This is a genomic window from Phenylobacterium sp. (genome assembly GCF_004299445.1).
Taxonomy (GTDB): domain Bacteria; phylum Pseudomonadota; class Alphaproteobacteria; order Caulobacterales; family Caulobacteraceae; genus Phenylobacterium.
Genome location: NZ_SCTC01000068.1, coordinates 39034 through 64998, shown reverse-complemented (window position 1 = coordinate 64998; position 25965 = coordinate 39034). Strand labels below are relative to the sequence as shown.

General features: G+C 68.9%; 26 protein-coding genes and 1 tRNA gene. 18 read left to right on the top strand and 9 right to left on the bottom strand.

The window, feature by feature from the left end:
• Nucleotides 1-87 precede the first annotated feature (87 nt).
• The 5 genes from EPN98_RS18470 to EPN98_RS18450 all read left to right on the top strand — a co-directional run bounded on the left by EPN98_RS18470 (nt 88) and on the right by EPN98_RS18450 (nt 4833).
• The gene (locus EPN98_RS18470; protein WP_293364396.1) at nt 88-1704 is read left to right on the top strand and encodes an AbgT family transporter; all 1617 of its coding nucleotides are present in this window, start codon (nt 88-90) and stop codon (nt 1702-1704) included.
• A gap of 4 nt (nt 1705-1708) precedes the next feature.
• Nucleotides 1709-3004: a replication-associated recombination protein A gene (locus tag EPN98_RS18465; protein ID WP_293364395.1), complete on the top strand. Its 1296-nt coding sequence runs from the start codon at nt 1709-1711 to the stop codon at nt 3002-3004.
• A 71-nt stretch (nt 3005-3075) separates the two neighbouring features.
• Complete coding sequence (locus tag EPN98_RS18460) at nt 3076-3522, top strand: hypothetical protein (protein ID WP_293364394.1); 447 nt, start codon at nt 3076-3078, stop codon at nt 3520-3522.
• 10 nt (nt 3523-3532) lie between these two features.
• Nucleotides 3533-4264 carry an RluA family pseudouridine synthase gene (locus tag EPN98_RS18455; RefSeq protein ID WP_293364393.1) on the top strand — a complete coding sequence of 244 codons (732 nt, stop codon included), beginning with the start codon at nt 3533-3535 and terminating at the stop codon, nt 4262-4264.
• 80 nt (nt 4265-4344) lie between these two features.
• Nucleotides 4345-4833: a hypothetical protein gene (locus EPN98_RS18450; protein ID WP_293364392.1), complete on the top strand. Its 489-nt coding sequence runs from the start codon at nt 4345-4347 to the stop codon at nt 4831-4833.
• Here the strand turns inward: EPN98_RS18450 and EPN98_RS18445 are convergent, their stop codons facing one another.
• A complete protein-coding gene (locus tag EPN98_RS18445) occupies nt 4834-6081 on the bottom strand; it encodes a hypothetical protein (protein WP_293364391.1) in 1248 nt (415 codons plus the stop codon).
• Between the two features lie 57 nt (nt 6082-6138).
• On the opposite strand from EPN98_RS18445, the gene crcB reads away from it, so the two are divergent.
• Genes crcB through EPN98_RS18430 form a run of 3 tightly spaced genes read left to right on the top strand, consistent with a single transcriptional unit; the run spans nt 6139 to nt 8989 of the window.
• Nucleotides 6139-6522 carry a fluoride efflux transporter CrcB gene (gene crcB, locus EPN98_RS18440; protein ID WP_293364390.1) on the top strand — a complete coding sequence of 128 codons (384 nt, stop codon included), beginning with the start codon at nt 6139-6141 and terminating at the stop codon, nt 6520-6522.
• Nucleotides 6519-7496, top strand: a complete 978-nt coding sequence (locus tag EPN98_RS18435) for an RluA family pseudouridine synthase (RefSeq protein ID WP_293364389.1) — start codon at nt 6519-6521, stop codon at nt 7494-7496. The genes crcB and EPN98_RS18435 overlap by 4 nt, the downstream gene beginning before the upstream one ends.
• Nucleotides 7493-8989, top strand: a complete 1497-nt coding sequence (locus EPN98_RS18430) for a putative 2OG-Fe(II) oxygenase (protein WP_293364388.1) — start codon at nt 7493-7495, stop codon at nt 8987-8989. The genes EPN98_RS18435 and EPN98_RS18430 overlap by 4 nt, the downstream gene beginning before the upstream one ends.
• Here EPN98_RS18430 and EPN98_RS18425 read toward each other — a convergent pair.
• Complete coding sequence (locus EPN98_RS18425) at nt 8986-10161, bottom strand: DUF1501 domain-containing protein (protein WP_293364387.1); 1176 nt, start codon at nt 10159-10161, stop codon at nt 8986-8988. The two genes, EPN98_RS18430 and EPN98_RS18425, sit on opposite strands and share 4 nt — an antisense overlap.
• A complete protein-coding gene (locus EPN98_RS18420; RefSeq protein WP_293364386.1) occupies nt 10158-11588 on the bottom strand; it encodes a DUF1800 family protein in 1431 nt (476 codons plus the stop codon). Before EPN98_RS18420 ends, EPN98_RS18425 begins: the two co-directional genes overlap by 4 nt.
• A 71-nt stretch (nt 11589-11659) precedes the next feature.
• Between EPN98_RS18420 and EPN98_RS18415 the strand changes: the two genes are divergently transcribed.
• On the top strand, nt 11660-12394 hold the full coding sequence (locus EPN98_RS18415; protein WP_293364385.1) for an ATP12 family protein: 735 nt from the start codon (nt 11660-11662) through the stop codon (nt 12392-12394).
• Here EPN98_RS18415 and EPN98_RS18410 read toward each other — a convergent pair.
• A complete protein-coding gene (locus tag EPN98_RS18410) occupies nt 12391-12684 on the bottom strand; it encodes a putative quinol monooxygenase (RefSeq protein ID WP_293364384.1) in 294 nt (97 codons plus the stop codon). The two genes, EPN98_RS18415 and EPN98_RS18410, sit on opposite strands and share 4 nt — an antisense overlap.
• Nucleotides 12685-12796: 112 nt before the next feature.
• On the opposite strand from EPN98_RS18410, the gene EPN98_RS18405 reads away from it, so the two are divergent.
• Nucleotides 12797-13411: a TetR/AcrR family transcriptional regulator gene (locus tag EPN98_RS18405; RefSeq protein ID WP_293364383.1), complete on the top strand. Its 615-nt coding sequence runs from the start codon at nt 12797-12799 to the stop codon at nt 13409-13411.
• Here the strand turns inward: EPN98_RS18405 and EPN98_RS18400 are convergent.
• The gene (locus tag EPN98_RS18400) at nt 13402-13845 is read right to left on the bottom strand and encodes a nuclear transport factor 2 family protein (RefSeq protein ID WP_293364382.1); all 444 of its coding nucleotides are present in this window, start codon (nt 13843-13845) and stop codon (nt 13402-13404) included. The two genes, EPN98_RS18405 and EPN98_RS18400, sit on opposite strands and share 10 nt — an antisense overlap.
• Before the next feature lie 177 nt (nt 13846-14022).
• Here EPN98_RS18400 and EPN98_RS18395 point away from each other — a divergent pair, with 177 nt between their 5' ends.
• Nucleotides 14023-15555 carry an acyl-CoA carboxylase subunit beta gene (locus EPN98_RS18395; protein WP_293364381.1) on the top strand — a complete coding sequence of 511 codons (1533 nt, stop codon included), beginning with the start codon at nt 14023-14025 and terminating at the stop codon, nt 15553-15555.
• An 86-nt stretch (nt 15556-15641) separates the two neighbouring features.
• Entirely contained in the window at nt 15642-16649 is a 1008-nt protein-coding gene (locus EPN98_RS18390; protein ID WP_293364380.1) for a BON domain-containing protein, read from the top strand.
• Here the strand turns inward: EPN98_RS18390 and EPN98_RS18385 are convergent.
• On the bottom strand, nt 16646-17470 hold the full coding sequence (locus tag EPN98_RS18385; protein ID WP_293364379.1) for a hypothetical protein: 825 nt from the start codon (nt 17468-17470) through the stop codon (nt 16646-16648). The genes EPN98_RS18390 and EPN98_RS18385 overlap by 4 nt on opposite strands.
• The gene (gene msrB, locus EPN98_RS18380) at nt 17470-17967 is read right to left on the bottom strand and encodes a peptide-methionine (R)-S-oxide reductase MsrB (RefSeq protein ID WP_293364378.1); all 498 of its coding nucleotides are present in this window, start codon (nt 17965-17967) and stop codon (nt 17470-17472) included. The genes EPN98_RS18385 and msrB overlap by 1 nt, the downstream gene beginning before the upstream one ends.
• 112 nt (nt 17968-18079) lie before the next feature.
• Between msrB and EPN98_RS18375 the strand changes: the two genes are divergently transcribed.
• Both EPN98_RS18375 and EPN98_RS18370 read left to right on the top strand, forming a co-directional pair.
• Nucleotides 18080-20053 (top strand): acetyl/propionyl/methylcrotonyl-CoA carboxylase subunit alpha, encoded by a 1974-nt coding sequence (locus tag EPN98_RS18375; RefSeq protein ID WP_293364377.1) that lies wholly within the window; start codon nt 18080-18082, stop codon nt 20051-20053.
• 157 nt (nt 20054-20210) lie between these two features.
• On the top strand, nt 20211-20756 hold the full coding sequence (locus EPN98_RS18370) for a CAP domain-containing protein (RefSeq protein ID WP_293364376.1): 546 nt from the start codon (nt 20211-20213) through the stop codon (nt 20754-20756).
• Here EPN98_RS18370 and EPN98_RS18365 read toward each other — a convergent pair.
• Together EPN98_RS18365 and lipB are read right to left on the bottom strand one after the other, a co-directional pair.
• Nucleotides 20753-21667: a hypothetical protein gene (locus EPN98_RS18365; protein ID WP_293364375.1), complete on the bottom strand. Its 915-nt coding sequence runs from the start codon at nt 21665-21667 to the stop codon at nt 20753-20755. The two genes, EPN98_RS18370 and EPN98_RS18365, sit on opposite strands and share 4 nt — an antisense overlap.
• A 70-nt stretch (nt 21668-21737) precedes the next feature.
• Nucleotides 21738-22463: a lipoyl(octanoyl) transferase LipB gene (gene lipB / locus EPN98_RS18360; protein ID WP_293364374.1), complete on the bottom strand. Its 726-nt coding sequence runs from the start codon at nt 22461-22463 to the stop codon at nt 21738-21740.
• Nucleotides 22464-22473: 10 nt separating this feature from the next.
• Here lipB and EPN98_RS18355 point away from each other — a divergent pair, with 10 nt between their 5' ends.
• The 4 genes from EPN98_RS18355 (at nt 22474) to EPN98_RS18340 (ending at nt 25926) form a co-directional block, all read left to right on the top strand.
• Entirely contained in the window at nt 22474-22779 is a 306-nt protein-coding gene (locus EPN98_RS18355) for a FliM/FliN family flagellar motor switch protein (RefSeq protein WP_293364429.1), read from the top strand.
• A 65-nt stretch (nt 22780-22844) separates the two neighbouring features.
• Nucleotides 22845-22929 (top strand) — tRNA-Leu (locus EPN98_RS18350).
• A gap of 164 nt (nt 22930-23093) precedes the next feature.
• Nucleotides 23094-24509 carry a magnesium transporter gene (gene mgtE, locus EPN98_RS18345; protein ID WP_293364373.1) on the top strand — a complete coding sequence of 472 codons (1416 nt, stop codon included), beginning with the start codon at nt 23094-23096 and terminating at the stop codon, nt 24507-24509.
• A gap of 70 nt (nt 24510-24579) precedes the next feature.
• The gene (locus tag EPN98_RS18340) at nt 24580-25926 is read left to right on the top strand and encodes a glycoside hydrolase family protein (RefSeq protein WP_293364372.1); all 1347 of its coding nucleotides are present in this window, start codon (nt 24580-24582) and stop codon (nt 25924-25926) included.
• Nucleotides 25927-25965 lie beyond the last annotated feature (39 nt).

Below are 25965 nucleotides of genomic sequence, written 5' to 3'. Positions count from 1 at the left end.
CGCAAACGACGGCAAGGGTCAGTGGAACTGGTATGGCCGTCGCCACTGCGGTGGGGCAATCGCGCGCGGCCGTGCTAGGTGGACAACATGGATAGTGCCGACCCAAAGTCAGCGCCCGCCCCGGCGAAGGGGTTTCTCGGCGCCGTCGAGCGCCTCGGGAACATGCTGCCCGACCCTGTGATCATCTTCGTCTGGCTGATTGCGGCGTTGATGGTGTTGTCCGCGGTGGGGGCAGCGGCGGGCTGGCAGGCGTCATTGGCCTATCCCGGGGACGAGGCGCCGCAGTTCGGCGTGCTCGTGGATGGGCGCCTGAGCTTCCATGCCCACTCCCTGTTCTCGGAAGAGAACATGGCAAGGCTTCTCACCGAGATGCCGCGGACCCTGTCGAGCTTCGCACCGCTGGGGCAGGTGTTGGTCATCATGCTGGGCGCCGCGATCGCCGAGCGAACCGGCCTGCTGAGCGCGTTGATCCGCAGCAGCCTGCGCAACGCACCCCGTGTGCTGCTTACGCCCACGGTGGCGATGATCGGCATGGTTTCCCACCATGCGTCGGACGCGGCCTACGTGGTGTTCATTCCGCTGGCCGGGCTGCTCTACGCGGCGGTTGGGCGCCACCCCATGGTGGGCATAGCCGCGGCCTTCGCAGCGGTCTCGGGCGGCTTCGTCGGCAACATCACACCCGGACAGACCGATATTCTGCTCTTCGGCTTCACCCAGGAAGCGGCCAGGATCATCGACCCGGCTTGGGTGATGAACCCGCTCGGCAACTGGTGGTTCATCCTGGCGGCGGTGTTCGTGTTCACGCCCATCATCTGGTTTGTGACCGACCGCATCGTCGAGCCGCGCATGGCCGCCTGGGGCGGCGACGCGGATGAAGACCTGAAGGCGGAACTGGCCCGCGCTGCTGTGACCGACACAGAGCGGCGAGGGCTGCGCTGGGCCGGCTTTGCTGCGCTTGCGGTGGTGACCGCTTTCGCGGCGCTGGCCCTTTGGCCCGGATACACGCCGCTGATCGACGAGTCGAAGACCGGTCCTGCCCAACTGCAGCCCTTCTACAGCGCGCTGATCGCGGGCTTCATGCTGTTGTTCATGGCGAGCGGGATCGCTTTCGGGCGCGGCGCCGGCGTGATCAGGACGTCGTCGGACGTCGTTGAGCAGATGGTCGGGGGTGTGCGCGCGATCGCGCCCTATGTGGTGTTCGTGTTCTTCGCGGCGCACTTCGTGGCGATGTTCAACTGGTCGCGACTGGGGCCCATCGCGGCGATCAACGGCGCCGAGGCCTTGAAGGCCTTGGCGCTGCCCGCACCGCTGTTGCTGGTGAGCGTGCAGGCCTTCTCGTCGGTGCTGGATCTGTTCATCGGCTCGGCGTCCGCCAAGTGGAGCGCGATGGCGCCGGTGGTGGTGCCGATGTTCATGCTGCTGGGCATCTCGCCCGAGATGACGACGGCGGCCTACCGTATGGGCGACAGCTATACCAACATCATGACGCCCCTGATGTCCTACTTCCCGCTGGTGCTGGCTTTCTGTCGCCGGTGGGACAAGAGCATAGGCGTGGGATCCCTGCTGGCGCTGATGCTGCCCTACGCGCTCTGCTTCATGGCCGCAGGGATCAGTATGACGCTGGTCTGGGCTGCGCTCGACTTGCCTCTGGGGCCGCACGCGGGGGTGCACTACGTCGGCCCCGGCGCCCTGACAGGGCCGTAAGCCGATGGCCGACCTCTTCGAAGCCGCGGGCCTGAAGCCGCAACAGCCGTCGCCGCTGGCCGACCGCCTGCGCCCGCAGACGCTGGCTGAGGTGGTGGGCCAGGACCACCTGTTGGGGCCCGAAGGCCCCATCGGGCGGATGGCCGAGGCGAAGCGGTTGAGCTCGATGATCCTCTGGGGCCCGCCGGGGACGGGGAAGACCACCATCGCGCGCCTCTTGGCGAAGGCGGCGGGCTACGAATTCCAGCAGCTGTCGGCGGTGTTCTCGGGCGTGGCCGACCTGAAGAAGGCCTTCGAGCAGGCCCGTGCGCGTCGTCTCGCAGGCCAGGCGACCCTCCTGTTCGTCGATGAGATCCACCGCTTCAACCGCGCCCAGCAGGACGGTTTCCTGCCGTTCGTGGAGGAAGGGATTGTCACGCTGGTGGGCGCGACCACCGAGAATCCTTCGTTCGAGCTGAATGGAGCGCTGTTGTCGCGCAGCCAGGTGTTCGTGCTGAAGCGCCTGGACGACGAGGCGCTCGAGCAACTGCTGGCCAAGGCTGAGGCGCATGAAGGCCGCAAGCTGCCACTCGAGCCTGAGGCCCGCGCCGCCCTGACCGCCCTGGCCGATGGGGATGGACGCTATCTGCTGACGCTCTCCGAGACCCTTTTCAACATCGCCTCGGCCAAGCCGCTGACCGCCAAGGAGCTGGGGCAGATCCTGCAGAAGCGGAGTCCCGCCTACGACAAGGACCGCGAGGAGCACTACAACCTCATCTCGGCCCTGCATAAGTCGATCCGGGGGTCCGACCCGGACGCGGCGCTCTACTGGCTGGCGCGGATGCTGACGGGCGGCGAAGACCCGCTGTTCGTGGCGCGCCGCCTGATCCGCGCGGCGGCCGAGGACATCGGCGAGGCCGATCCGATGAGCCTCGTCCTCGCGAACGCCGCCAAGGACACCTACGACTTCCTGGGCTCGCCCGAAGGCGAGATCGCGCTGGCGCAGCTGGTGGTGCATCTGGCCTGCGCGCCCAAGTCGAACGCCGTCTACAAGGCCTTCGGCGCGGCCATGAAGGCGGCCAAGGAGACCGGCTCGCTGATGCCGCCGTCACACATCCTGAACGCGCCAACGCGGCTGATGAAGGACCTGGGCTACGGCAAGGGCTATCAGTACGACCACGACGCCGCCGAAGGCTTCTCGGGACAGAACTATTTCCCCGAAGGGATGGAGCGGCGGCAGTTCTATCAGCCGCGCGGCGAGGGGAACGAGGCGCGCATCAAGGAACGTCTTGAGCGATGGGCGGCGCTGCGCAGGGGCTGAACGGTCTCCGGTGACCGTTGTTCGCTGGCATTCCGCAGCCTAGGCTCTCTCCATTCCCTGGGGAGGGTACGATGACCACAACGACGGGCACGGCGACGCCGCGGGCGACCCCCTGGTGGTTCTGGATTGTAGCGGGCGTGAGCCTGCTTTGGAACGCGTTCGGCGGATTCGACTACACGATGAGCCACGTGCAGGGCGACGCCTACATGCGCTCGGCCGGCATGACGGAGCCACAGATTGCGTTCATCGCCGCCTATCCGACCTGGATGCATGCGGTTTGGGCCGTGGGCGTGTGGGGCTCGGTGGTGGGGTCGCTGCTCCTGCTTGCGCGGTCGAGGTGGGCGATGCACGCGTTTGCGGTGTCCACGCTCGGGGCGGCGGGCTCGCTGCTCCACACCGCGACGGCGCCGGGCGGAGAGTTCATGGGGGGCCTCGCGTTCCCGATTGTCATCGTGGTGATCTGCGTGCTGCTGGCCGGCTTCGCTTGGGCGATGACGAAGCGGGGTGTGCTCCGCTAGAAGGGCGCGGGTGAAAACCCAGAAGCCTGTTCAGCTGACGCCCGAGGAGGTCGCGTTCGTGCGCGGCCTGGTGATGTACGAGGACGCCGACATCCTGGCCCTGAACAAGCCTGCGGGCCTGTCGAGCCAGGGCGGCCGGGGGCAGGTGAACACCCTGGACGAGCTGCTCTGGGCGTTCGCCAAGCCGGGCAAGGCGCGGCCGCGGCTGATCCACCGACTGGACCGCGACACCTCGGGCGTGATCCTGACCGCCAAGACCCAGCCGGCCGCAAGTTTCCTGGGCAAGGCCATGATGCGGCGGGCATTTTCCAAGACCTACCTGGCCATCGTCACGCCCGGCGCGCCGGACCCGAAAGGCGGCGCGATCGATGCGCCGCTGCGCCGGGTGGAGCAGGGGCGGGAGGCCTACATGCAGGTCTGCAGCGCCGATCACCCCGACGCCGAGACCGCCCGCTCACGTTACAAGACGCTCAAGGCGGGCGAGGGCAGTGCGCTCCTGCAGCTCGATCCCGAGTCGGGGCGCATGCACCAGCTGCGTGTGCATCTCGCGTCGATCGGGCGGCCGATTGCGGGAGACGCCCGATACGGCGGCGCGCTCGTGGTCAACGGCCAGCCGATCCCGCGGTTGATGCTGCATGCGACGGCGCTGGGATTTCCGCACCCGGGTGGCGGGACCAAGCGGCTGGAGGCGCCGCCGCCGGCCGACATGGCCGCTCTGATCGACGCGCTGGGGCTGCGGTAACCAGGAACGGGCGCGCGGACTTAACCGTTTCGGGCTACAAGCCCCGGAAGGGACGTCACTTTTCGCTCGGACCACTGTCCATGATCCGCCTGATCCTGATCGCTGCGGCCGCACTTTCGGTCACCGCCTGCGCCGCCACGCCGACACTCTACCAGCCCGCCGGCTCTGCCAGCGCCGTCGGCTACCGTGAGTACCGCATAGAACCTGGCCGCTACCGCGTGACCTTCCAGGGCGGCCCCGGCGCGCCCCCGCAGCAGGTCCAGGACTATGCCCTGGTTCGCGCCGCCGACCTTGCCATTGCCGAAGGCTACGACTGGTTCCGGGTCGCTGATCGCTACATGGAGGGCCGGCCCGATCGTGGGCCACAGGTCAGCCTGGGTGTCGGCGGCGGCAGCTACGGGCGCCGCTCAGGCATCGGCGTGGGCGTTGGTCTGGGCAGCATGAGCCTCGGTCCGGGGCCGTCGGTGACGTCGACCATCGAGGTCGTCATGGGCCGGGGCGAACGCCCGCGCGGCGCCGACACCTATGACGCCCGGGCCCTGCGCAAGACGCTGGGCGAACGGATCTAGTCAGGCGACCTGACGCGTCACCGTCTTCGGCGCGGCGCGGATGCCGGCGTGCGTGAATCCGGCTTCTTCGGCCATGTCGAGGTGCAGGCGCTCGCCCAGCCCCTGGGCGATCAGGGCCGGCGCCTTGCCGCGCATCTGGTGCGCCATCTGACGCAGGAACGACGGCAGCTTGGCGTCGGGCAGGCCCAGTTCCGCGACATCGACCGACAAGCCGTTGAAGCGCGCACCGCTGACAGGCCGCAGGGCGTCGCCCGTGGGCTGCAACCGCGCCAGCACCCCGCGCGCGACGCCGCTCACCAGACTGACCACTTCGACCAGGCGGCCGGGCGGCGTGCCGTGGTCGATATCGATGAACTCGATCATGGCGCCCTGGCGCACCAGTTCCGGCGAGGCGCAGGGCATGCCGATCAGCAGCTGGCGGCCCTTGCGCCCGCCCATCGTACGGAACGAGACCGGCAGGATCAGCGGCGGTTGGGTGCGTGCATCCTGCGGCAGAAACAGGCTGCCGAACGCCAGGGTGGCGCTGTCCAACGCCATCAGGTCCACATCGGCCAACTTGCCGTACTTCCGCGTCGGGATGACCTCGCCGGTCGCGTAGTAGCGCACCGTCGGCTCCACCCGCAGCACGGCCGTCACGCCGTGGCGCAGGCTGATCACATGCTCCAGGGCGAACTCGATCAGCAGCTTGTGGCCGCTGGCGGCCACGAACGACACGGGATTGCGCTCGCGCTCGGCCTGGGCGCTGACCCTCATCTGATAGGGGGAGATGGCCGGCTCGCGCTCTGGCTCCGGCCTGGCGGTGGCCCGCGCGGTCGCGATGGCCTCGGGGTCGATTTCGGTGCAGCTGAGCAGGTGGCCGTCGATCTTGGTCACGGCCTTGACGCGGATGTCGCGCCGGTTGGCGGCGCCCAGAAAGAATTCCAGCACCTCCTCCAGCACCTTCATGCCCACCGCCTGGGCGGCCACGCCCTCCTCGGTGGTCATCGCCACCAGCACTTCGGTGTCGCTGACCTGCTGATGGATGTCCTGGTATGACAGGTACTCGTTGAGCTTGCGGCCGAGGTAGCCCCAGACGTCGTCGCGCTTCCTGTCCCAGCGGTCGCCCGACCGCTCCTTGATCGCCTCGACGCTGATGAGGAAGACCGCGCCGCGTTCCAGCCGATCCGAACCCGCAAGCCGCTCCAGCATGGCGGGCGCGTCCGCCGCGCTGATGCGCGTAATCTCGTTGCCGCCGGAGTCGTTCGACATGGGGCCACCTTGGCCGACGTTGGCAAACGAAGTCTTGCCGCGCATAAGGCCCTTCGAATGCAGACACTTCTCCTTGTGGCCGTAGGTGGCGGGTCGGGCGCGATCCTGCGCTACCTGCTGGGCGTCCAGGCGACCCGGGTGCTGGGGCCAGGCTGGCCTTACGGCACCTTCGCGGCCAATGCGCTGGGCGGCCTCCTGATGGGCGTGCTGGCCGGCTGGCTGGCGCTCAGAGGCGGGCCCGACGGCGAGAAGTGGCGGGTTCTGCTGGGCGTGGGGGTCCTGGGCGGCTTCACGACGTTCTCCGCCTTCTCTCTGGAGGTGGCGCTGATGATCGAACGACGCGACTGGGGGCAGGCCTTCGTTTACAGCCTGGGCTCGGTGGTGTTGTCGGTGGCGGCTCTTTTCGCGGGCCTGCTGCTGATGCGACGGTTGCTCGCATGAGAGAGGTCAAGACCCTCTATGTGGACAAGGGCGAGGAGGGCGTGCGCCTGGACCGGTGGTTCAAGCGCCGCTGGCCGCACCTCAACCACATCCAGATCCAGAAGCTGACGCGATCGGGGCAGATCCGGGTGGACGGCGCGCGCGCCAAGCCCGACACGCGCTTGTCGGCCGGCAGCCAGGTGCGCGTGCCGCCGCTTCCCGAGGCGCCGGACCCGGAGGAGAAGGGCCAGTTGCCCGCCCGCGACATCGCCTACGCCAAGAGCCTGGTGATCTACGAGGACGAGGAGGTGCTGGCGCTGAACAAGCCTTCCGGCCTGGCGGTGCAGGGCGGGACCAAGACCTCGAAGCATATCGACCGGCTGCTCTCGGCCTGGGGGGAGGGGCTGGACCGGCCCCGTCTGGTCCACCGACTGGACCGCGACACCTCGGGCGTTCTGGTGCTGGGCAAGACGCCGAGCGCGACCGCCAAGCTGGCGGGGGCGTTCGCCAAGCGCCGGGCGCAGAAGGTCTATTGGGCCATCGTGGCGGGCTTCCCGAAGCCGGGCGACGGCGTGCTGAACCTGCCGTTGGCCAAAAAGGGTGTCGGCGACCGCGAGATGATGGTCCCGGTCGACCCCAAGGACGACCGCGCCGAGCAGGCCGAGACCGAGTTCGTGACCATCGCTCGTGCCGGGCCCCGCGCCGCCTGGATGGCGCTGTGGCCCCACACCGGGCGCACCCACCAGCTCCGCGCCCATATGCTGGCCATGGGCCATCCGATCCTGGGCGACCTGAAGTACAATACCGAGGCCTCGGTCGAGTTGTCCGGCGGTCTCAAGATGCAGCTGCACGCGCGTCGGCTGGTCCTGCCGCACCCCTCGCGTGGGACCCTGATTCTGGAAGCCCCGATCAGCCGCGAGCTGAAGGCCGGCTTCGAACATTTCGGCTTCGACGAGCATGAGGCCGACCCTGAACCCTTCAAGAGGCGCCGTTGAGCCAAGACCCCGTGGATCGCGCCAAGGCCCTGCTGGACGAGGGCCGCATCGAAGAGGCGCTGGCGCTCACGACGCCCCTGGCCGAGCATCCCGAGCCCAGCCACCGGGCGCTGGCCGTGCAGTCCACGGCGCTCAAGGCGCTGGGCCGACGCGAGGAGGCGCTGGTCTTCGACACCCGGGCCACCAGCCGATACCCGTCAAGCGGCGTGGCCTGGCACAATCTGGCCGCAACCCTTGGGGATCTGGGCCACGGGGCCCAGGCCGTCGCGGCCATGGAGCATGGGTTCCGACTCGGACTCGACGGCGCGCTGAGCTGGGGCGTGATGGCGCGCGCCAAGTCGGCCGTCGGAGACCTGGACGGCGCAGAGAACGCCTATCGTGAGGCGCTGCGCAGGGCGCCGAACCGGGTCGAGACGGCCGCCGAGTACGCCAACCTCGTCTGGATGCGGCGGGGCGACCTGGCCGAGGCCGAGATGATCCTGGATCGCTGCGCCCACGCCGGCGGCCTTCCCGCGCCGCTCCTGCTGACCAAGGCCAGGTTCCTCGAAGCCGCCGGCCAGGCCGAGAAGGGCGCTGCCCTGCTGGCCATGGCCGCCGATCGAATGCCCGACGAGGTGGCGCTGCTGATGGCCGCGGGACAGGCGGCGCTGGAACTGGGCCGGCTGGACGACGCCGAGCGGCTGGCGGCGCGGGCCGAGGCGCGGTTGCCCGACCAGCCCGGCGTCCTGAGCCAGGCGGTGATTGTCCATCTCGCCCGCGGGCGCGCCGACCTGGCGCTGGCGAAGGCGCGGCGGGGCCTGGAGCTGGATCCGGGCAACCAGTCTCTGTGGGGCTGGGCGGCGTCGGCGGCGCGCGCCCTGGGCGACCCGCTCTACCGCGAACTCTACGACTATGACGCCATGGTCGGCGCCTACGAGATCTCCGCGCCGGCGGGGTGGGCCGACCTGCCCAGCTACCTCGCCGACCTCGCCGCCGCCCTCAATCGTCTCCACATCTACGATACTCACCCGTCGTCGCAGTCCCTGCGCCACGGCAGCCAGACGACCTACCGGCTGACGGGCTCGGACAACCCGGCGATCCAGGCGTTCTTCAAGGCCATCGACGCCCCGATCCGCGAGCACATCGCCAGGCTGGGCGCCGGGACCGATCCCCTGCGGTCGCGCTCGACCGGGAACTACCGCATCGAGGGGGCCTGGTCGGTGCGACTGAAGCCCAGCGGCTTCCACAAGGACCACTTCCACCCCGAGGGCTGGCTGTCGTCGGCCTTCTATGTCGAGACGCCAGACAGCGCCCTGGACAGCGCCGAGAAGCAGGGTTGGATCCGGTTCGGCCAGCCGCCCTTCGTCACCGATCCGCCGCAGCCTGCCGATCACTTCATACGGCCCAAGCCTGGCCGGCTGGTGCTGTTCCCCTCGTACATGTGGCACGGGACCGTGCCCTTCACGACCGACGAGCGCCGGATGACCATCGCGTTCGACGCGGTGCCTGCCTAGACCAGTCCCGTCAGCGGCCTGACGCTGGCGCTCTCAGGGAACACCAGGCTGTCCAGGGCGCGTCGTTCGAGACCCAGGTGCTCGGCCAGCAGCCCCTTCTCCAGCGCCCGTAGGTCGAGCGCCGGATAGACGTCGCGATCCTCGAACAACGCCTGCCGCTTCAGCGTGGGCCAGTCGCCGACAATTCCGCCGGCCTTCAGGGCGCCGCCCATGATCAGCGCTGTCGAGCCGGTGCCGTGATCGGTGCCGCCTGTGCCGTTCATGCGGGCGGTCCGGCCGAACTCGGTGACGGCCAGGACGACGGTGTCGCGCCAGACCGGGCCCAGCCCTGCGTGCAGGCCATCCACCAGGGCGTCGAGGCTGGCGAGACGGACGGCCAGCAGAGGCGCCTGATTGGCGTGGGTGTCGAAGCCGTCCAGCGACACGGCGGCCACCTGCGGCCCGTTCGGCGCCTTCAGGAAGCCCGCCAGGGCCTCGCCCATGGCCCGGGCCGCCTCGCGGCCGGGCACGGTCTGGCCCCGCATGCCCCCCGCGGCGGACATCGCCGCGCCGGTGTCGCGGGCCAGGGTCTCGGTCTGCAGCCCCCGCGCGAGCGCGGGGCCCAGAAGGGGATCCTGCTTGTAGAGGTCCTGCAGGAGCCCGGGCAGGCGGGCCTCGGCGTCGAGGGCGCGGCCGGGCGACCAGGAGCCGGCGGTGGCGGGCCCACGCAGGATCAGCGGCGCCGTCGGGCCAACCGAAATCGCCTCGACCTTGCCCATCGCCGAGACAGCGCGGTTCAGCCAGCCCGAGGTGGTGGCGTAGACGCCGGGGGCGCCGGTCTCGAGCACGTCCTGCGCCTCGAAGTGCGAGCGAGCGCGATCGGGGCTCGCCACGGCCGGGGCGATGCGGGCCTGCCCGGCCTGCGCCAGCCGATGGATCGTCGGCAACACGGGATGCAGAGCGAACGTCGAGTCCAGCTTGAGCGCAGCATCGCCCAGCGCGAGCGCGCGGCGCAGGCCTTCGTAGTCCGGGTCGCCGATCGGCGGGGCGACCGACAGTCCGTCCATGCCGCCCCGGCAGACGATCACCACGAACTTGCGGTTAGCCGGGACCGCTGCGTCCGCGACGCGGGCCAGGAACGGCAGCGACAGGCCGGCGGCGAATGCGCGGCGATGGAGGCGGGGTCCGGTCATCGGCGCTGGAACTCCGGCGTCATGAGGAGAAGGGCGACGGCTTCGGCGCGCGACTCGGCCCGGGCGATGGCTATGCGCGATGCCTGGCCCAGGCGCGCGCCCAGGGTCAGGGTCGCGAGCGCCGACGGATCCTGCACGAGCGGTCCCGCCACGGCGGCGATCTGCTGGGCGAACTGCATCCGCTTCACCAGGGCGTCGGAGGCGGCCCAGGGCGCGGCCTCGTCGGGCCAGCCTTTCGGCGAAGGCGCGCCGAACGGCCGTTGCCCCAGCCCGCCCAGCACGCCGGCCACCTGGCCGATCCCGCGCGGTTCGCCGCCAAGCGCGCGATAGCTTGAGACCAGGAACTCGTAGGGCGTCTTCAGCTTGGCGGGGAAGGGCTCCCAGGCCTCGGGCGCGTCGATCAGCGCTTCGGCCACGCGGGCCAGGTCGCCATCGGTCGAGAGCCAGGCCCGCTCCAGGCGCGCGACCAGGGCCGGTGGCGGATCGTCCGCCACGAAGTGCCGGGCGATCTTCGTGCAGACAAAGCGGGCGGTCTGCGGCCGCGCGGCGAGATCTGCGAGGATCGCGCTCGCCTGCTCCTTGCCGCCATCGCCGTAGAGGACGCCCATGACGGTGCGCGCGCCGGGCTCATGGGTCTGAGCCCGGAACACCACGCCCTCGACGCCGGCGTCGCGGGGGCCCGCGATCGACAGGCCCGTCAGCGCGCGGGCGAACTCCGTGACGTCGGCCTGAGTGTAGCCGCCATCGACGCCCACCGTGTGCAGTTCCAGGATTTCGCGGGCGAGGTTCTCGTTCAGGCCGCGCGCCGGGCCGCCGCCCTCACGGGTCCCGCGGCGGCGCTGGAACTGCGCGGCGCGACTGTTCGGCCCCACCGACTGCGCCTGATCCAGGTAGAGCAGCATCGCCGGGTGGGTTTCGGCCGCCCCCAGCAGGTCGATGAAGCGGCCGAAGATACGCGGGCGGATCGCCTCGTTCTCGAACGGGCCGACCAGTCCCGCGACCTGCAGCTTCACGGCCGAGACGGTGAAGTGGTTTGCCCAGAACAGCGCCCACCGTTCCCGGAATCCGGCCGGGGTCTGCGCCGCCACCTGGACGCGACCCAGGATGTCGCCCGTCGTGTTGTCGCGCACGAACTGCCGCGCCTTCATCACCGGATCGTCTTTGCGCCCGCTTCCATCTGCGGGAGGGGAGCCGGCCTGCTCGGCCATGGCGCGCTGACGGCGATAGTCGCGGAACTCGATCAGTCGCTGGGTCGATCCCTCGCCATTGGTCGAGAAAGGCTCGGCGCCTTCGCGGCGCACCTGAGCCTTCAGCCAGCCGCGAGGATCTCGCACCGCCTCTCCGATCTCGCCGGCCCGGGCGCCCAAGCCGAAGCGGGTGACGGCGATGGCGCCTTCCAGATCCCTTTGGCCTGTCGCCACCGGCATCCTCCCTTGCGGTCGTCTCGTTTTGTCCGCATTGCACGGCCGCCGAGAGACGTTCCGTCGGGAGACACGAGTTGGACTTGCGCAAAGGCTTCCACGAGCCGGCCGAGAAACCCAGGCGCTTCTACAAGGCCGTCACCGTCATCGAGGCGGACGGCGGTTTCGGCGTGCAGCTGGATGGCCGCAACCTGCGCACGCCGAAGGCGCAGCTGATGCGGCTTCCCACCCGCTCGGCGGCCGAACAGGTGGCCGAGGAGTGGGCCGCCCAGACCGACGTGATCGAGATGGCGACCATGCACGCCACCCGCCTCGCCAACACCGCCATCGAGACCATTGGCGACAGTCGCGACGGCGTGGCCGATCAGGTCGCGCAGTACGCGGGCTCGGACCTGGTCTGCTACTTCGCCACCGACCCGGCCGCCCTGGTGGCGCGGCAGGAAGCGGCATGGCTGCCCGTCCTCGCGCGTATCGCGGCGGAGGAGGGCGTGCGCCTCGAGCGCAGCCAGGGCATCGTCCATCGCGACCAGCCGTCCACGTCGCTGACGCGGGTGCGAGAGATCGCGCTGTCCTTGAGCGACTTCCAGCTCGCCGGCCTGGCGTTCGGGGTCGCGCTGTTCGGCTCGGCCGCGCTGGCGATCGGCCTGCTGCGCGGCTGGCTCACCGCCGACGAGGCGTTCGACCTGTCGCGCGTGGACGAGGCCTACCAGGAGGAGAAGTGGGGCATCGATGCGGAGGCCGCCGAGCGGACGGCGCGCCTGCGCGTCGAGGCCCAGGTGCTGGACCGCTGGCTGAAGGCGCTGGCGGCCTAACTCCGCTCCACGATCGGCAGGATCTTCATCCGCGTGCTGCGCGCCGCGAGCTCGCGGACGCGGGCCATGAACGCCTGCGAGCCCGGCTGGGCGAAGTGGGCGTCCAGCGCGGCGCGGTCGGCCCACTCCTCATAGAAGAACAGGGTCAGCGGGTCCTCGCAGTCGACGTGCGCGCCGTGTTTCAGGCAGCCCGGCTCGGTCCGCGAGCGCGCCACGTGCGCCAGCGCCGCCTCGCGCAGCGCCTCGAATGTGTCGAGCCGCGCGGTGACGGTTCCGGTGACGACGAGCATGGGGACCTCCGAAGCGCCAGGGTGCTGGGCGTCCTGCGTCGGCGCAAGCGGCGCTTGGTCCTGCAGCGGCGCGGGCTTACCTAGACTCCTCGAAGCCGGGGAGCGAGTCAGGATGGCGAAGGCGGACGGAAAGCGGGTGCGCCGGACCGTGGAGGCGTCGCGCCAGGCGATCCTGGAGGCCGCCGAAGCTTACCTCGCCGCCGAGGGGCCGAACGGCGTGAAGGTCCAGAAGATCGCCGCCGAGCTGAACATGACCGACGCCGCCATCCACTACCACTTCGGAAACCGCGAGGGGCTGCTGGAGGCGTTGCTGCGGTTCTCGGGCAGGCGCTTCGCGGACGAGTTGCAGCAGATCGTGGCCCAGCGCGCGGCGGATGGCCTCGAGCTGGCGCAGGTGGGCGAACTGCTAACCGAATTCTACGCGGGGCGCGGCACGGCGCGGCTGGCGCTGTGGCTGGTGCTCACCGGTTGGTCGCCAAGCGGGCAGGGCATGCTGCTGCCGATGGCCGAGCGCGTGCACGCGGCGCGCGTGCGCCGGGCCGAGTGGGCTGGCCAGTCGGCGCCCGAACTGGCCGAGAGCCAGAAGCTGGTCGCCCTGGTCGCGGCGGTCACGCTGACCCAGGCGCTGGCCGGCGACGCGAACCTTCGCGCCGTCGGCCTTTCTGAAACCTCGCCGAAGGACTTTCTCGACTGGACTATAGGGCGGCTGGACGGGCGTCAGGCGTAGCTTGGGTCCAACCCTTGGCCCCACTCGGCCATCCATCGCTCGTAGTCGCCCGCCGCGTTGGGCTCGTACAGGTCGATCAGCCGCGAGATCCGCCCGTCGCGGTAAGTGGCGATCTCCCACACGCCACTGGACGTGGGCGGCGCGCCGGGTCGCTCGAACATCATGCGGCTGAAAATGATGACGTTGGCGCCTTCCTCGCGCACGACGCGGTCGAGGCCCACGGTGCGACGGCAGTGCTTGTCGAAGCCCGAGATTGATCGGCGGATGCCCGCCACCATCGCGTCGCGCCCCTCCAGCACGCAGTGGAAGGGCATGTTCATCACCTCGTAGCGGACGTCCGGGTGGAAAAAGGGGTCGAGACGCGACCAGTCGTCATCTTCATAGGCGGCCTCGAACGCCTCGCGCTGAGCGACGAAGAGTTGGATCAGGCTCATGGGGCGCTCCAGGGTGCGGAAGAATTTCTTACTTAGAAGTATCTAAGTAGTGCATGCGCCGCAAGCTCACCTAACGGTAGGCAGGGCGTCGCCGGGGTGTATGGACCTCCCCTGGGGGCAACTTGCCTGTGAAGCCGCGCGGCTCTACCCCTGCGCCTTCGTCAAGGAAGGCCGGACGTGAAGCACATCCTGGAAGAACTCGAGAAGCGCCGCGAGGAAGCCCGCATGGGCGGCGGCGAGAAGCGGATCGCGAGCCAGCACGCCAAGGGCAAGCTCACCGCCCGCGAACGGATCGACCTGCTGCTCGACGAGGGCTCGTTCGAGGAGTTCGACATGTTCGTCGAGCATCGCGTCAGCGAGTTCGGCATGGAGAAGAACCGGATCCCCGGCGACGGCGTCGTCACCGGCTGGGGCCGCATCAACGGCCGGGTGGTGTTCGTCTTCTCCAAGGACTTCACCGTGTTCGGCGGCTCGCTGTCGTCCGCCCACGCCGAGAAGATCCTGAAAGTCCAGCGGCAGGCCATGAAGGTGGGCGCGCCGATCATCGGCCTGTTCGACGCCGGCGGCGCGCGCATTCAGGAGGGCGTCGCGGCCCTGGGCGGCTATGCCGACATCTTCCTCGAGAACACCCTGGCTTCGGGCGTCATCCCGCAGATCAGCGTGATCATGGGCCCCTGCGCCGGCGGCGACGTCTATTCGCCCGCCATCACCGACTTCATCTTCATGGTGAAGGACACGTCCTACATGTACGTGACCGGCCCCGACGTGGTGAAGACCGTCACCCACGAGGACGTCAGCCACGAGGACCTGGGCGGCTACCGGGTTCACGCGATGAAGTCCGGCGTCGCCGACGGGGCCTTCGAGAACGACCTCGAGGCGCTGACCCAGGTCCGCCGCCTGATCGACTTCCTGCCGCTGAACAACCGCGAGAAGCCGCCCGTCCGCGAGAGCTACGACGACGGCAAGCGCATGGAGATGAGCCTGGACAGCCTGGTCCCGGCCAATCCCAACAAGCCCTACGACATGAAGGAGCTGATCCAGAAGGTCGTGGACGAGGGCGACTTTTTCGAGATCAGCCCGGACTTCGCCAAGAACATCGTGGTGGGCTTCGGCCGCCTGGATGGGCAGCCGGTGGGCATTGTGGCCAACCAGCCGCAGACCCTCGCCGGCGTGCTCGACATCGACAGCTCGCGAAAAGGCGCCCGTTTCGTGCGCTTCTGCGACTGCTTCGAGATCCCGATCATCACCTTCGTCGACGTGCCGGGCTTCATGCCGGGCACCAAGCAGGAGCAGGGCGGCCTGATCCGCCACGGCGCCAAGCTGCTTTTCGCCTTCGCCGAGGCGACGGTGCCGAAGATCACGGTGATCACGCGGAAGGCCTATGGCGGCGCCTATGACGTGATGAGCTCCAAGCACATCCGCGGCGACATCAACTACGCCTGGCCGTCGGCCGAGATCGCGGTGATGGGGGCCAAGGGCGCGGTGGAGATCATCTTCCGTTCCGAGATCGGCGACCCCGAAGCCATCGCGGCCCGCACCGCCGAGTATCAGGCCCGGTTCGCCAACCCGTTCGTCGCCGCCTCACGCGGCTATATCGACGACGTGATCATGCCCCACTCGACCCGCAAGCGGCTGATCAACGCGCTGAAGAACCTCAAGGGCAAGACGCTCACGAATCCCTGGAAGAAGCACGACAACATCCCGCTCTGAGCCCCTTCCAGCGGAACCACCACTGCGGCCCTTTGTTCTCACCCACGGCGGGCTCGACCCGCCATGAAGAACGAAGGAGAACAGCCATGGCTGGTCGTTGGAGCGACGATCTGGAGCGGTACTGGCAGGAGCGCGATCGGCAGCGATCCGACGACCGGTACGACGCCTACGGGATGAGCGACGGCCGCGACCGTTGGTCGGGCGGCGAGAACCGGACCTTCGTGCGCGGGGCCGAGCGCGGCCGGGTGTTTGGCGAGCGTGAGACCGGCGCCGGCTACAACCAGGGCCGCGAAGACGCCCGCTTTACGCGGCGGCCCGACGAGGATCTCTACGGCCGTAGCGGCTGGCAGGACCCCGACTACGAGGGCGTCTCGCCGGCGATGCGACGCGGGGACTACGAGACCGGCTATCGCGCGCATCCGACCGATCGGCGCGGCCGCGACTACGATGGCGAAGGCCGTCGCTTCGGCAGCCATGAGGCCGACCAGCGCTATCAGCGCGAGATGCGCCGCCCGGACGCGACGTACTCCAGCGGTACGGGCGGCTACGACTACGAGCGGGGCTACGGCGATGGCGGCCGTGCCGACGACCGCGGCTTCGAGGACCGGGCCCGCGAGGCCGGCGACTTCTTCCGGCGAACCGGTCGGCGGATCTCGAACTGGTTCTCAGACGTGGCGGGCGAGGGCGGCCAGGAGAACCGCAACGCCTACGAGGAGTATCGCGGCGCCCGCGGTCTGGGTCCGAAGGGCTACAAGCGCTCGGACGAGCGGATCAGCGACGACGTCCACCAGCGGCTGGCGGACGATGCATGGCTGGACGCCACCCACATCAACGTCGCGGTGTCGGACGGCGAGGTGACCTTGTCGGGCACGGTGGTGAGCCGCGAGGCCAAGCACCGCGCCGAACGGATCGTCGAGGATCTGGCGGGCGTGCATCACGTCCAGAACAACCTGCGGGTCCAGTCCGCCGGCTACGCCGAGAACGCGGCGCGCAGCTACGGCGCCGGCGCCAGCGACGTGGGCATGGCCGCCAGCCAGCCGGTGCAGGATGTGACCGACGGAGCCGCGACGCCTTCGGCCCAGAAGCGGAACTAGAGCGGCCGCGCGGGCGGGGCGAGGCCGGGGCGCATGGCGACCGGCTCCCCGCCCGCGAACTGCCCGCAGCGATCCCAGTTGAACGCAGCCGTCCCGAACACCTGGACGCAGGCGCCGACGTCCGAGCGCTCGATGCGGCCCTGCTGCGCCAGCCAGGTGCATTGGGCCACAGAGCCGATCAGGTAGCTGGCCACCGGCGTCCCATGGGACCTGCGGTTGGGGATCGCGACCTCGTCCGACCTGGTATCGGTGAACGCGTTTCCGAAGCCCATCGGGGTCAGCACGATGGTGTGGGCGTACTCGTGCGCGGCCACATTGATGGCGCAGGACCGGGCGACGGCGTCCGGACGCCCCCAGGCCGCCATGACCATCCGCTCGATGAGGATGTTGGAGTAGCGACCCGAAGCGACGCCTTCGCCCGCGGCGCCCAGACCGCCGGATTCGCCATTGACCAGCGTCACGTCTGCGGGCGCGAAGCGCGAACCTGCGGGCTCCAGGGCGACGATGCCGGCGATCCGAGGGATCGTGGCGCCCTGCTCGCCGTTGCGGGCGTAGACGGCGGGATAGCGCGCTTCGAGCGCCAGGAGATTCTCGCGGAAGTCTGGCGAGCGAAGCACCGCGTAGGCGTCCGTCATCAGGCGGGCGAGGGCCTGGGTCTCGAGATCGTCCCGCGCGCCGGCGATACGATCATACGGCGCGCGACCGGGCGCGGTGTCTTCCACCCGGTTATCCCAGGCGGTCCAGCCCAGCATGGCCACCGCCGCCGCCACGGCCCACAGGCCCGACGACCCGAGGCCGTGCCGTTCGGTGGGTTCGGACATCAGCCGGCGGCGGCCGCCTGGAGCGCCTCATCGTCGCCTCGGCCCAGGGGGTCGCGCAGGTGGCCCCCGCCGGGGACGAACTCAAGGCTCACCGAGTTGATGCAGTAGCGCAGGCGCGTCGGCGGCGGCCCGTCGGGGAATACGTGACCCTGGTGGCTGCCACAGCGGGCGCAGAGGGTTTCGATGCGGACCATGCCGTAGCTGGTGTCGCGGACGCCGGCCACATGCGCCTCATCGAACGGCGCCCAGAAGGAGGGCCAGCCCGTGCCGCTTTCGAACTTGGTCTTGTGCCGGAAGAGGGGCAGGGCGCAGAGGCGGCAGCAATAGACGCCGTCGTCCTTCTGATCGAGAAGGCCGCCGCAGAACGGCGCCTCGGTGCCGTGGTGCAGCAGGACATCGGCTTCCGCTGGGGAAAGGCCGGCTTCCAGTTGCTTGCGTTCCTCTGCGGTAGGCGGCGAGAGAGAGAATCCGGACGGGGAGACTGCTGGCGTGCTCATGGACGCCAATCTAAGGTCTCGCTCTCCACTACGGAAGGTGTCGCGCCATGCAGGGCGCGCATCGTCGGGCTCTCACCGGGCCGCCTGTTGGGACTGTCGCTTAAGGGCTGGAATGTTCTCGAAGATCCTGATCGCCAACCGGGGCGAAATCGCCGTCCGGATCATCAAGACCTGCCGCCGCATGGGCATCAAGACGGTGGTGGTCTACTCCGAGGCCGACGCCGACTCGATGGCCGTGGAGATGGCCGACGAAGCCGTGTTCATCGGGGGAGCGCCGGCCTCCGAGAGCTATCTCGTTCAGGACAAGATCGTCGACGCCGTGCGGCAGACCCGCGCCGAGGCGGTGCATCCGGGCTTCGGATTCCTGAGTGAGAACGCCAGTTTCGCGCGTCGCCTGGCCGCCGAGGGCATCGTCTTCATCGGGCCCAATCCCCACGCCATCGAGGCGATGGGCGACAAGATCGAGTCCAAGAAGTTCGCCGCCAAGGCCAACGTCTCGGTGGTGCCGGGCCACGTCGGCGAGATCGACGACACCGCGCACGCCGTGAAGATCTCGGAAGAGATCGGCTATCCGGTGATGATCAAGGCCTCGGCCGGCGGCGGCGGCAAGGGCATCCGCGTGGCCTGGAACCGCAAGGACGTGGAGGAGGGCTTCCCCGCCGTGCGCGCCGAGGCCAAGGCCAGCTTCGGCGACGACCGCATCTTCATCGAGAAGTTCATCGAGAGCCCGCGCCACGTCGAGATTCAGGTGCTGGGCGACAAACACGGCAACGTGGTCCACCTGTTCGAGCGCGAGTGCTCGATCCAGCGCCGGAACCAGAAGGTCATCGAGGAGGCGCCCAGCCCGCTGCTCGACGAGAAGACCCGCAAGGCCATGGGCGATCAGGCGGTCGCGCTCGCCAAGGCCGTGCAGTACGACAGCGCCGGCACCGTCGAGTTCGTGGCCGGCCAGGACAAGAGCTTCTTCTTCCTGGAAATGAATACCCGCCTGCAGGTGGAGCATCCCGTCACCGAGATGATCACCGGTGTCGACCTGGTGGAGCAGATGATCCGCTCGGCTTATGGCGAGAAGCTGCCGTTCGCCCAGAAGGATCTGAAGATCAACGGTTGGGCGATGGAGAGCCGGATCTACGCCGAGGACCCTTACCGCGGCTTCCTGCCCTCGATCGGTCGGCTGGTGCGCTATTCGCCGCCGCCGGAAGGCGACACCCCGTACGGCTTCGTCCGGAACGACGCAGGCGTGCGCGAGGGCGACGAGATCTCGATGTTCTACGATCCGATGATCTCGAAACTGTCGACCTGGGGGAAGACGCGCGACGCGGCCATCGACGCGATGGGCCGTGCGCTTGAGGACTTCCACATCGAGGGCCTGGGTCAGAACATCCCATTCCTGGCCGCGGTGATGGACCAGAAGCGGTTCCGCTCGGGCAAGCTCTCGACCAACTACATCAAGGACGAGTTCCCCGACGGCTTCCAGGGTCTGCCGCCCACCGATGCGCAGCGCGACCTGATGAGTGCGGTGGCGCTCGCGATGCATCGGGTGCTGACCCGCAGAGCCTCGCCCGACCTGCTGCGCGATGACTGGATCGTTGTCGTGGGCCATGACCAGCGCGCCGTTAAGGTTCAGGCCGACAACGGCGACATCTCAGTGACCTGCGACGGCAAGACGACGCGCCTGGAGTCCGTCGACTGGCGGCCAGGACGGCCCGTGTTCCGTGGTTGTTTCGAGGGCCAGGACTTCGCCGTCGCCGTGAAGCCGGCAGCCGAGGGCTTCGTGATCCGCCACCGCGCCACGACGTTGCACGTGCTGGTGCTGTCCCCGCGTTCGGCCGAGTTGCACCGGATGCTGCCGCCCAAGAAGGCGGCCGACACGTCCAAGATGGTGCTGTCGCCAATGCCGGGCCTGGTGGTCTCCATCGACGTGGCCGCCGGCCAGGCGGTGCGCACCGGCGAGGTCGTGGCCGTTCTGGAGGCCATGAAGATGCAGAACATCCTGCGGGCCGAACGCGATGGCACGGTGAAGGCGGTAAGCGTGAAGGCGGGCGACAGCGTTGCGGCGGACGAGGTGCTGGTCGAGTTCGCCTGACCGTCGGCCCAGTCGCGGGCCGCGGGCCATCGCAATTATCCAATCCGTTTAACGCCCCTGTGGCTCTTCGCGTCGAACCATTGACGCGAGGACGTCAGGATGGGGTTCGTTTATGTGTTTTCGTGAGCTGGCCATCGCGGTTGCAGCTTTAGGACTCGTGGCCCCGGCGTCGGCCGGCGCCGCCGAGAGCTTCGAGGAAGAGGTGCTGGCGGTCATCAACTACGCCCGCACAAAGCCCCAGGCGTTCGCCCACACCCTGCGTCAGGCCGATACCGAGTACGCCACCTGGGCCGGTGCGGAGCCAGGCGCGCTGGCGGAGGCCGTGGACTTCCTGATGCGTCAGCCGTCTCTGCCGCCACTTCGCTGGGATGACCGTCTCGGAAGCTCGGCGCGAAGCCTTGCCGACGCTCAGGGCGTGACCGGGGAGGTGGGCCATCGCGGCCCGGCCGGCGACACCTTTCCCCAGCGGCTGCAACGTGTGGGATTCTATGCTGGACTGTCAGCCGAGGGCATCTCCTACGGCCAGATGTCGGCCGAGGATGTTGTGCGCCAGCTGGTCGTGGACGCCGGCGTCGCCAACCGCGGCCACCGGCGCGACATCTTCGGCGGCGCCTACTCGGTCGCTGGCGTCGGCTGCGGCGCGCACGCCCGCTACGGCGCAATGTGCGTGATCCAGTTCGCCGGCGCGGTCGTCGCGCGCTAGCGGTCCGGGGGCGACGCCAGTCGCGACCTGCAAACGCCGGGCTCGATAGCCCCGAGTTCGGAGAGCCGGCGATAGAGCCGCCGAAGATTCAGCGCGCTGGATTCGGCTAACCGGTGCTGTAGCTGGCCCTGAATGGCGTCCAGCGGGGCGGCAAACCCGTCGGCGTCCCTCCGGCACAGGCCCTTGTCGGCCATGCGCTGGAGACGTCGGCGGACCGTTTCCGATGAAAAGCCCAGTTCGCGCGCGATGTGGGCCGGACTCCCCAGTGGAATGCTCGCGCCCGCGTCAACCAGCCGGGACTCTCCTCGGCGACGACGCAGCAGACAAAGCAGCAGCACCGCGTCGATCGGATCGCCTGCCCAGGAATGCAGGGGCGCCAGCATCCGAAGATAGAACTCGCCAGCCAGGCGTCCGATCGCCCGCAACGGGGGCTCCTCGGGCGGTTGTTCCGGCGCAGGCAAGTCGCTCGCAGCGAAGAACCCCGCCTCCTGGAGGCGCTGGTAGGTGCGCGTCGTGGCGCGGTGGACGCCCTTCAGCATCTCCACATGCCCTGCGGTGTCCAGCATCGTCGAGGGTACGACCAGCCCCTCGGAGGTCGCCGCCAGGAGCCCGGTTTCGCACAGGCGGACGGCCCGTCGCCTGACGGTCTCGAACGGCAGGCTCAGGACCCGGCTCAGGGCGGCGACACTGATCGGAAGGCGCGCGCCGTCCGGCGGGTTCGTATCCGCAAAGGCGTAGAGAAACGGATTGTCCGAGTGCGCCACGATCTGGCGAACGTTCGCCTGTGAGACGCCCAGCAGGATCAGATTGTCGATGGCGTCGAGGTCGCGCCGAGCCAGCAATGCCAGGTCGAAGAGAAGGTCGCTCGCCGCGAGCACGGTGGCGACGTTGGCATCGTCCAGCGCGTCCATGGACCATGGGTAGCATTGCGAATCCGGTGTTCTCCAGAACGCGAGGGTTGCAGTTGCGACGGAGGGCCACCTAGCCGACCGGCGCCTTGGCGTCCTCCACGGGCCCGAAAATGTCCTGAAAACTGTCTCTTAAGGCGGCGTCCGCGTCGTCCATCGTGACGGGCAGGCCCAGGTCGACCAGGCTGGTGACGCCATGCTCGGTGACGCCGCAGGGCACGATGCCGCCGAAGTGCGACAGGTCGGGCTCCACGTTCAGCGAGACACCGTGGAACGACACCCAGCGGCGCAGCTTCACGCCGATGGCGGCGATCTTGTCCTCGCGTGGCGCGACGCCCGGACTGCGACGCTCGACCCAGACACCCACCCTGCCGTCACGGATTTCGCCGGTGACGTTGAAGACGTCCAGCGCGCCGATCACCCAGGCCTCCAGGGCCGCCACGAACGCACGCACATCGCGGCTGCGCTTCGTCAGGTCCAGCATGACGTACGCCACCCGCTGGCCGGGGCCGTGATAGGTGTACTGCCCGCCGCGGCCGCTGGCGAAGACCGGGAAGCGGTCGGGCTCGATAAGGTCTGCGGCCTTGGCCGAGACGCCGGCCGTGTAGAGCGGCGGATGCTCCAGCAGCCAGACCAGTTCGCCGGCTGTCCCGTCGGCGATGGCGGCGGCGCGGGCCTCCATGGCGGCGACGGCCTCGGGGTACGCCACGGGGGTGCGCGACACCGCCCAACCGGCAGGGGCTGCGTCACTTCGGCCGAATGGCGCTGCGGGCCCGAAACTTAACGACCGATCAAGCATGTTGCGACCAATGTGGGGCTCGGGCCTGCGTCGCGCAAAGCCCGGAGCGTTCGAGGTTTTCTTCGTGAGCCAGGTCAAGGCGGTCAATGTTGAAATACAGGTGGTGCTCGGTCGCGCCATCCTACCCATGGCGCAACTGCTGCGCATGGGCCGCGGCGCCGTCATCCCGCTGGATACGACCGTGAATGAAGAGGTCTGGATTCTGGCCAACAACCACCCCGTGGCTCGTGGCGAAATCCAGATCAACGACGAGCGGATCGCCATCCAGGTGACCCGCGAGGCCAACGTCTACGACTACATGGCCGGCAGCGTCTGACGAAGGCGCTGAACGCGCACTTGAGTATGCGGCCGGTGTTTGCTACCTGCCGCGCCTCACCACGAGCGGTCGTGGCGGAATTGGTAGACGCGCAGCGTTGAGGTCGCTGTGGGGCAACCCGTGGAAGTTCGAGTCTTCTCGACCGCACCAGTGAAAAATGGGCCTGCGATCCCGGACTTTACGTTGTCCTGGATCGGGCCACTCTCAGCGCGACGAAGGGTCTAGACTCAAGTGAAGGTCGTCGGTGATCGGCGCTCGCCGATCGCCCGGGAAACGAGCAAAGCCGTCCACACATAAACTTCAGGGAGGTCCGCATGAGTCGCGAAACGGACGACCTCACTGACGTCATGGACGCCGAAGAGGACCTGGAAGACCTCGCGCTCGACGACGACTACGCGCTGAACCCTGAGTTCGTCTCCGATGTCGCCGACGCGCTGGATCGTGGCGATGCCGAGCGGCTTCGCGAGCTGCTTGCGGCGCTGCATCCTGCCGACATCGCCGACCTGATGGGCTTCCTGTCGGCGGACGACCGCGAAGAGCTGATCCCGCACCTCGATCCCGAGACGCTCGCCGAGATCCTGTCGGAGCTCGACACGGAGATCCGGGAGGACGTTCTGGAGCACGTCCCGTCCGCCACGCTGGCCAAGGCCATCGGCGAGATGGAGTCGGACGACGCCGCCGACGTCGTGGACGACCTCGAGGACGACAAGCGCGCCGAAGTCATGGCCGCCATGCCCGAGCTGGAACGGGCGGCCATCGAGACCACCCTGAGGTACGGGGAAGAGACCGCTGGCCGCCTGATGCAGCGCGAGGTGGTGGCCGCGCCGCAGTTCTGGACCGTCGGGCAGGCCATCGACCACTTCCGCAAAGATCCGGAGGAGCTGCCCGAGCTGTTCTTCGACATCTACGTGGTCGATCCGGCGTTCAAACCAGTGGGGGCCGTGCCGGTCAGCGGCCTTCTGCGGGTCGGCCGCCAGACGCCGCTGGCCCAGATCATGGAGCCGGTGACCGAGATCACCGTCGACCTCGACCAGGAAGAGGTCGCCTACATCTTCGACAAGTACCACCTGATCTCGGCGCCCGTCGTGGACGTCGCTGGCCGCCTGGTGGGCCAGATCACCGTCGACGACATCGTGGGCGTCGTCCAGGAAGAGAGCGAAGAGGACATCCTGGCCCTGGCCGGCGTGTCGGACGCCGGCCGCGACGCCGGCGTCATCGGCATCGTCCGGTCGCGCCTGCCGTGGCTCCTGGTCAACACGCTGACCGCCGCACTCTCGGCCAGCGTGATCGGGGCCTTCGAAGGCCAGATCGCCAAGCTCGCGATCCTCGCCGCGCTGATGCCGGTGGTGGCGTCGCTGGGCGGCAATGCGGGAACTCAGACGCTCACCGTCGCGGTCCGGGCGTTGGCTAGCCGCGAGCTATCGGCGTTCAACGCCGTGCGGACGGTCAGCCGCGAGATGGCTGTGGGTCTGATCAATGGGGTGGTGCTGGCGATCATCACGGGCGGCGTGATCTTCGGCGTATTCCACGATCTGCGGCTGTCGGTCGCGTTCGGGGCGGCAATGATCATCAACTTCTTCATGGCTGCGCTGGCAGGCGCCGTGATTCCACTCGCGCTGGAGCGCATGGGACGCGATCCGGCGGTTTCTTCATCCGTATTCGTGACTTTCGTGACGGACTTCACAGGTTTCTTCGCCTTCCTGGGGCTTGCCGCGCTAATCCTGTTGTAAATGGCGTCGGGCTTGCGCTGGACGTCCCCAGGCGCTCGTCGCCTGTGCCGAATTGGGACAATTGGGAGCCATGCTCTCGCGTCATCGCGTCTCCCGGGCGGCCATCGAACTGATCAAGCGGTTCGAGGGCTACCGCCGAAACGCCGCCCAGCTGCCCGATGGCCGCTGGACGATCGGCTATGGACATACGCTGACCGCCCGCGAAGGCGCCGAAGTCTCCGAGCCTGACGCCGAGGCGCTGCTCGTCTACGACCTGATCGCCGTCCAGCACGCCGTGAACGAGAGCGTGTACGCGCCGCTCAGTCAGAACCAGTTCGACGCCCTGTGCAGCTTCGCGTTCAACGTAGGCCTCGACAACTTTCGCCGCAGTCAGGTGCTGAAGCGGCTGAACGCGGGCGCGCACGTGCAGGCCGCCTGCGCCATGGAGCTGTGGCGCAAGACCGACTTCGAGGGCGAGCGGATCGTCCTCGACGCACTGGTTCGCCGACGGGCGTCGGAGAAGGCGATGTTCCTGTCGCCGGACGACGGGAATTGGACGCCCGCGCCATCGCCGCTACTGCGGCCGGTGATCGATCTCGACGCCCTGGACCTCGTACCGCTGCGCCGGCCGGTCGAGGTGGAGCCCTCGCTGGAGGGTGACCGGGTCACCGCACGCCGCGAACACGCCGGCGAAGACACGACGCCGCCGGCGGCCGAGCCGAGGCCTGGAGCCGTCCACGAAGACCCCCTGCCGGCGGTCACGGCCGCCGCGGAAGCGATTAGTGCGCGGCTGGAGACCATATTCGCCGAGCCCGGCGTCGAGCCCCAGCCCGCGCCTGAGCCGCCCACGGACTTCCTGGCCGGTCCCCTCGAGGGGCCTGTCATCGAGGAAGCTGGGGCGCTCGTCGCCGAGGCCGCCGCCCTTGAGACGCCCACCACAGCCGAGGCGTCCGCGGATTTGCCCGATCACGGCGACCCGCTAGCCGATGCGGGCCCCGTAGCCGAGCTTGGTGAGCAAGCAACCGGCGCCGCCTTGCCTGAGATCGAGCGCACGTCGCCCGAGCCCGCGTTCTCTCCAGCCGATTCCGAGCTCGACATCCCGGTCGCCCCCCACGCCTCGGTGTTCCGGGCGGCCGATCGTGACGCCCCGCAGGTCAATCTCGAGGTCGCCCCGTTCGAGTTCATCCCGGCCCGTAGACGCCCGACGCCGCAGCCCAAGGAGACCTCGGTCGTCTGGGACCTGTTGCTCGCGCTGTTGGGTCTCGCCTTCTTCGGCTTCGGCGTGTTCTGGGGGCTCAGCGCGCGTATGGCTCCCACGGGCGGGTTCGTAACGCCGATCATGGTGGCCTGGCCCGCGGGCCTTGCGGGCGTGGGCTTCGTGGTGGTGGCGGTCTTCCGCCTGTTGCAGCGTCTCGGTCGCGAAGCTGAGCGGGACTGATCCGGCGCCTGAGGCTGATTGCGCGCCACCTCGCTCGGC

Excerpts from the sequence above, each read along its gene's own strand:
- EPN98_RS18385 (WP_293364379.1), bottom strand. The coding sequence starts at position 17,470 with ATGTCCGAACCCACCGAACGGCACGGCCTCGGGTCGTCGGGCCTGTGG.
- EPN98_RS18355 (WP_293364429.1), top strand. The coding sequence starts at position 22,474 with ATGTGGGGCTCGGGCCTGCGTCGCGCAAAGCCCGGAGCGTTCGAGGTT.
- EPN98_RS18420 (WP_293364386.1), bottom strand. The coding sequence starts at position 11,588 with ATGCCGGTGGCGACAGGCCAAAGGGATCTGGAAGGCGCCATCGCCGTC.
- lipB (WP_293364374.1), bottom strand. The coding sequence starts at position 22,463 with ATGCTTGATCGGTCGTTAAGTTTCGGGCCCGCAGCGCCATTCGGCCGA.
- EPN98_RS18425 (WP_293364387.1), bottom strand. The coding sequence starts at position 10,161 with ATGACCGGACCCCGCCTCCATCGCCGCGCATTCGCCGCCGGCCTGTCG.
- EPN98_RS18465 (WP_293364395.1), top strand. The coding sequence starts at position 1,709 with ATGGCCGACCTCTTCGAAGCCGCGGGCCTGAAGCCGCAACAGCCGTCG.
- EPN98_RS18375 (WP_293364377.1), top strand. The coding sequence starts at position 18,080 with ATGTTCTCGAAGATCCTGATCGCCAACCGGGGCGAAATCGCCGTCCGG.
- EPN98_RS18365 (WP_293364375.1), bottom strand. The coding sequence starts at position 21,667 with ATGGACGCGCTGGACGATGCCAACGTCGCCACCGTGCTCGCGGCGAGC.
- EPN98_RS18410 (WP_293364384.1), bottom strand. The coding sequence starts at position 12,684 with ATGCTCGTCGTCACCGGAACCGTCACCGCGCGGCTCGACACATTCGAG.
- EPN98_RS18460 (WP_293364394.1), top strand. The coding sequence starts at position 3,076 with ATGACCACAACGACGGGCACGGCGACGCCGCGGGCGACCCCCTGGTGG.
- msrB (WP_293364378.1), bottom strand. The coding sequence starts at position 17,967 with ATGAGCACGCCAGCAGTCTCCCCGTCCGGATTCTCTCTCTCGCCGCCT.
- EPN98_RS18405 (WP_293364383.1), top strand. The coding sequence starts at position 12,797 with ATGGCGAAGGCGGACGGAAAGCGGGTGCGCCGGACCGTGGAGGCGTCG.
- crcB (WP_293364390.1), top strand. The coding sequence starts at position 6,139 with ATGCAGACACTTCTCCTTGTGGCCGTAGGTGGCGGGTCGGGCGCGATC.
- EPN98_RS18445 (WP_293364391.1), bottom strand. The coding sequence starts at position 6,081 with ATGTCGAACGACTCCGGCGGCAACGAGATTACGCGCATCAGCGCGGCG.
- EPN98_RS18450 (WP_293364392.1), top strand. The coding sequence starts at position 4,345 with ATGATCCGCCTGATCCTGATCGCTGCGGCCGCACTTTCGGTCACCGCC.
- EPN98_RS18400 (WP_293364382.1), bottom strand. The coding sequence starts at position 13,845 with ATGAGCCTGATCCAACTCTTCGTCGCTCAGCGCGAGGCGTTCGAGGCC.
- mgtE (WP_293364373.1), top strand. The coding sequence starts at position 23,094 with ATGAGTCGCGAAACGGACGACCTCACTGACGTCATGGACGCCGAAGAG.
- EPN98_RS18340 (WP_293364372.1), top strand. The coding sequence starts at position 24,580 with ATGCTCTCGCGTCATCGCGTCTCCCGGGCGGCCATCGAACTGATCAAG.
- EPN98_RS18390 (WP_293364380.1), top strand. The coding sequence starts at position 15,642 with ATGGCTGGTCGTTGGAGCGACGATCTGGAGCGGTACTGGCAGGAGCGC.
- EPN98_RS18435 (WP_293364389.1), top strand. The coding sequence starts at position 6,519 with ATGAGAGAGGTCAAGACCCTCTATGTGGACAAGGGCGAGGAGGGCGTG.
- EPN98_RS18470 (WP_293364396.1), top strand. The coding sequence starts at position 88 with ATGGATAGTGCCGACCCAAAGTCAGCGCCCGCCCCGGCGAAGGGGTTT.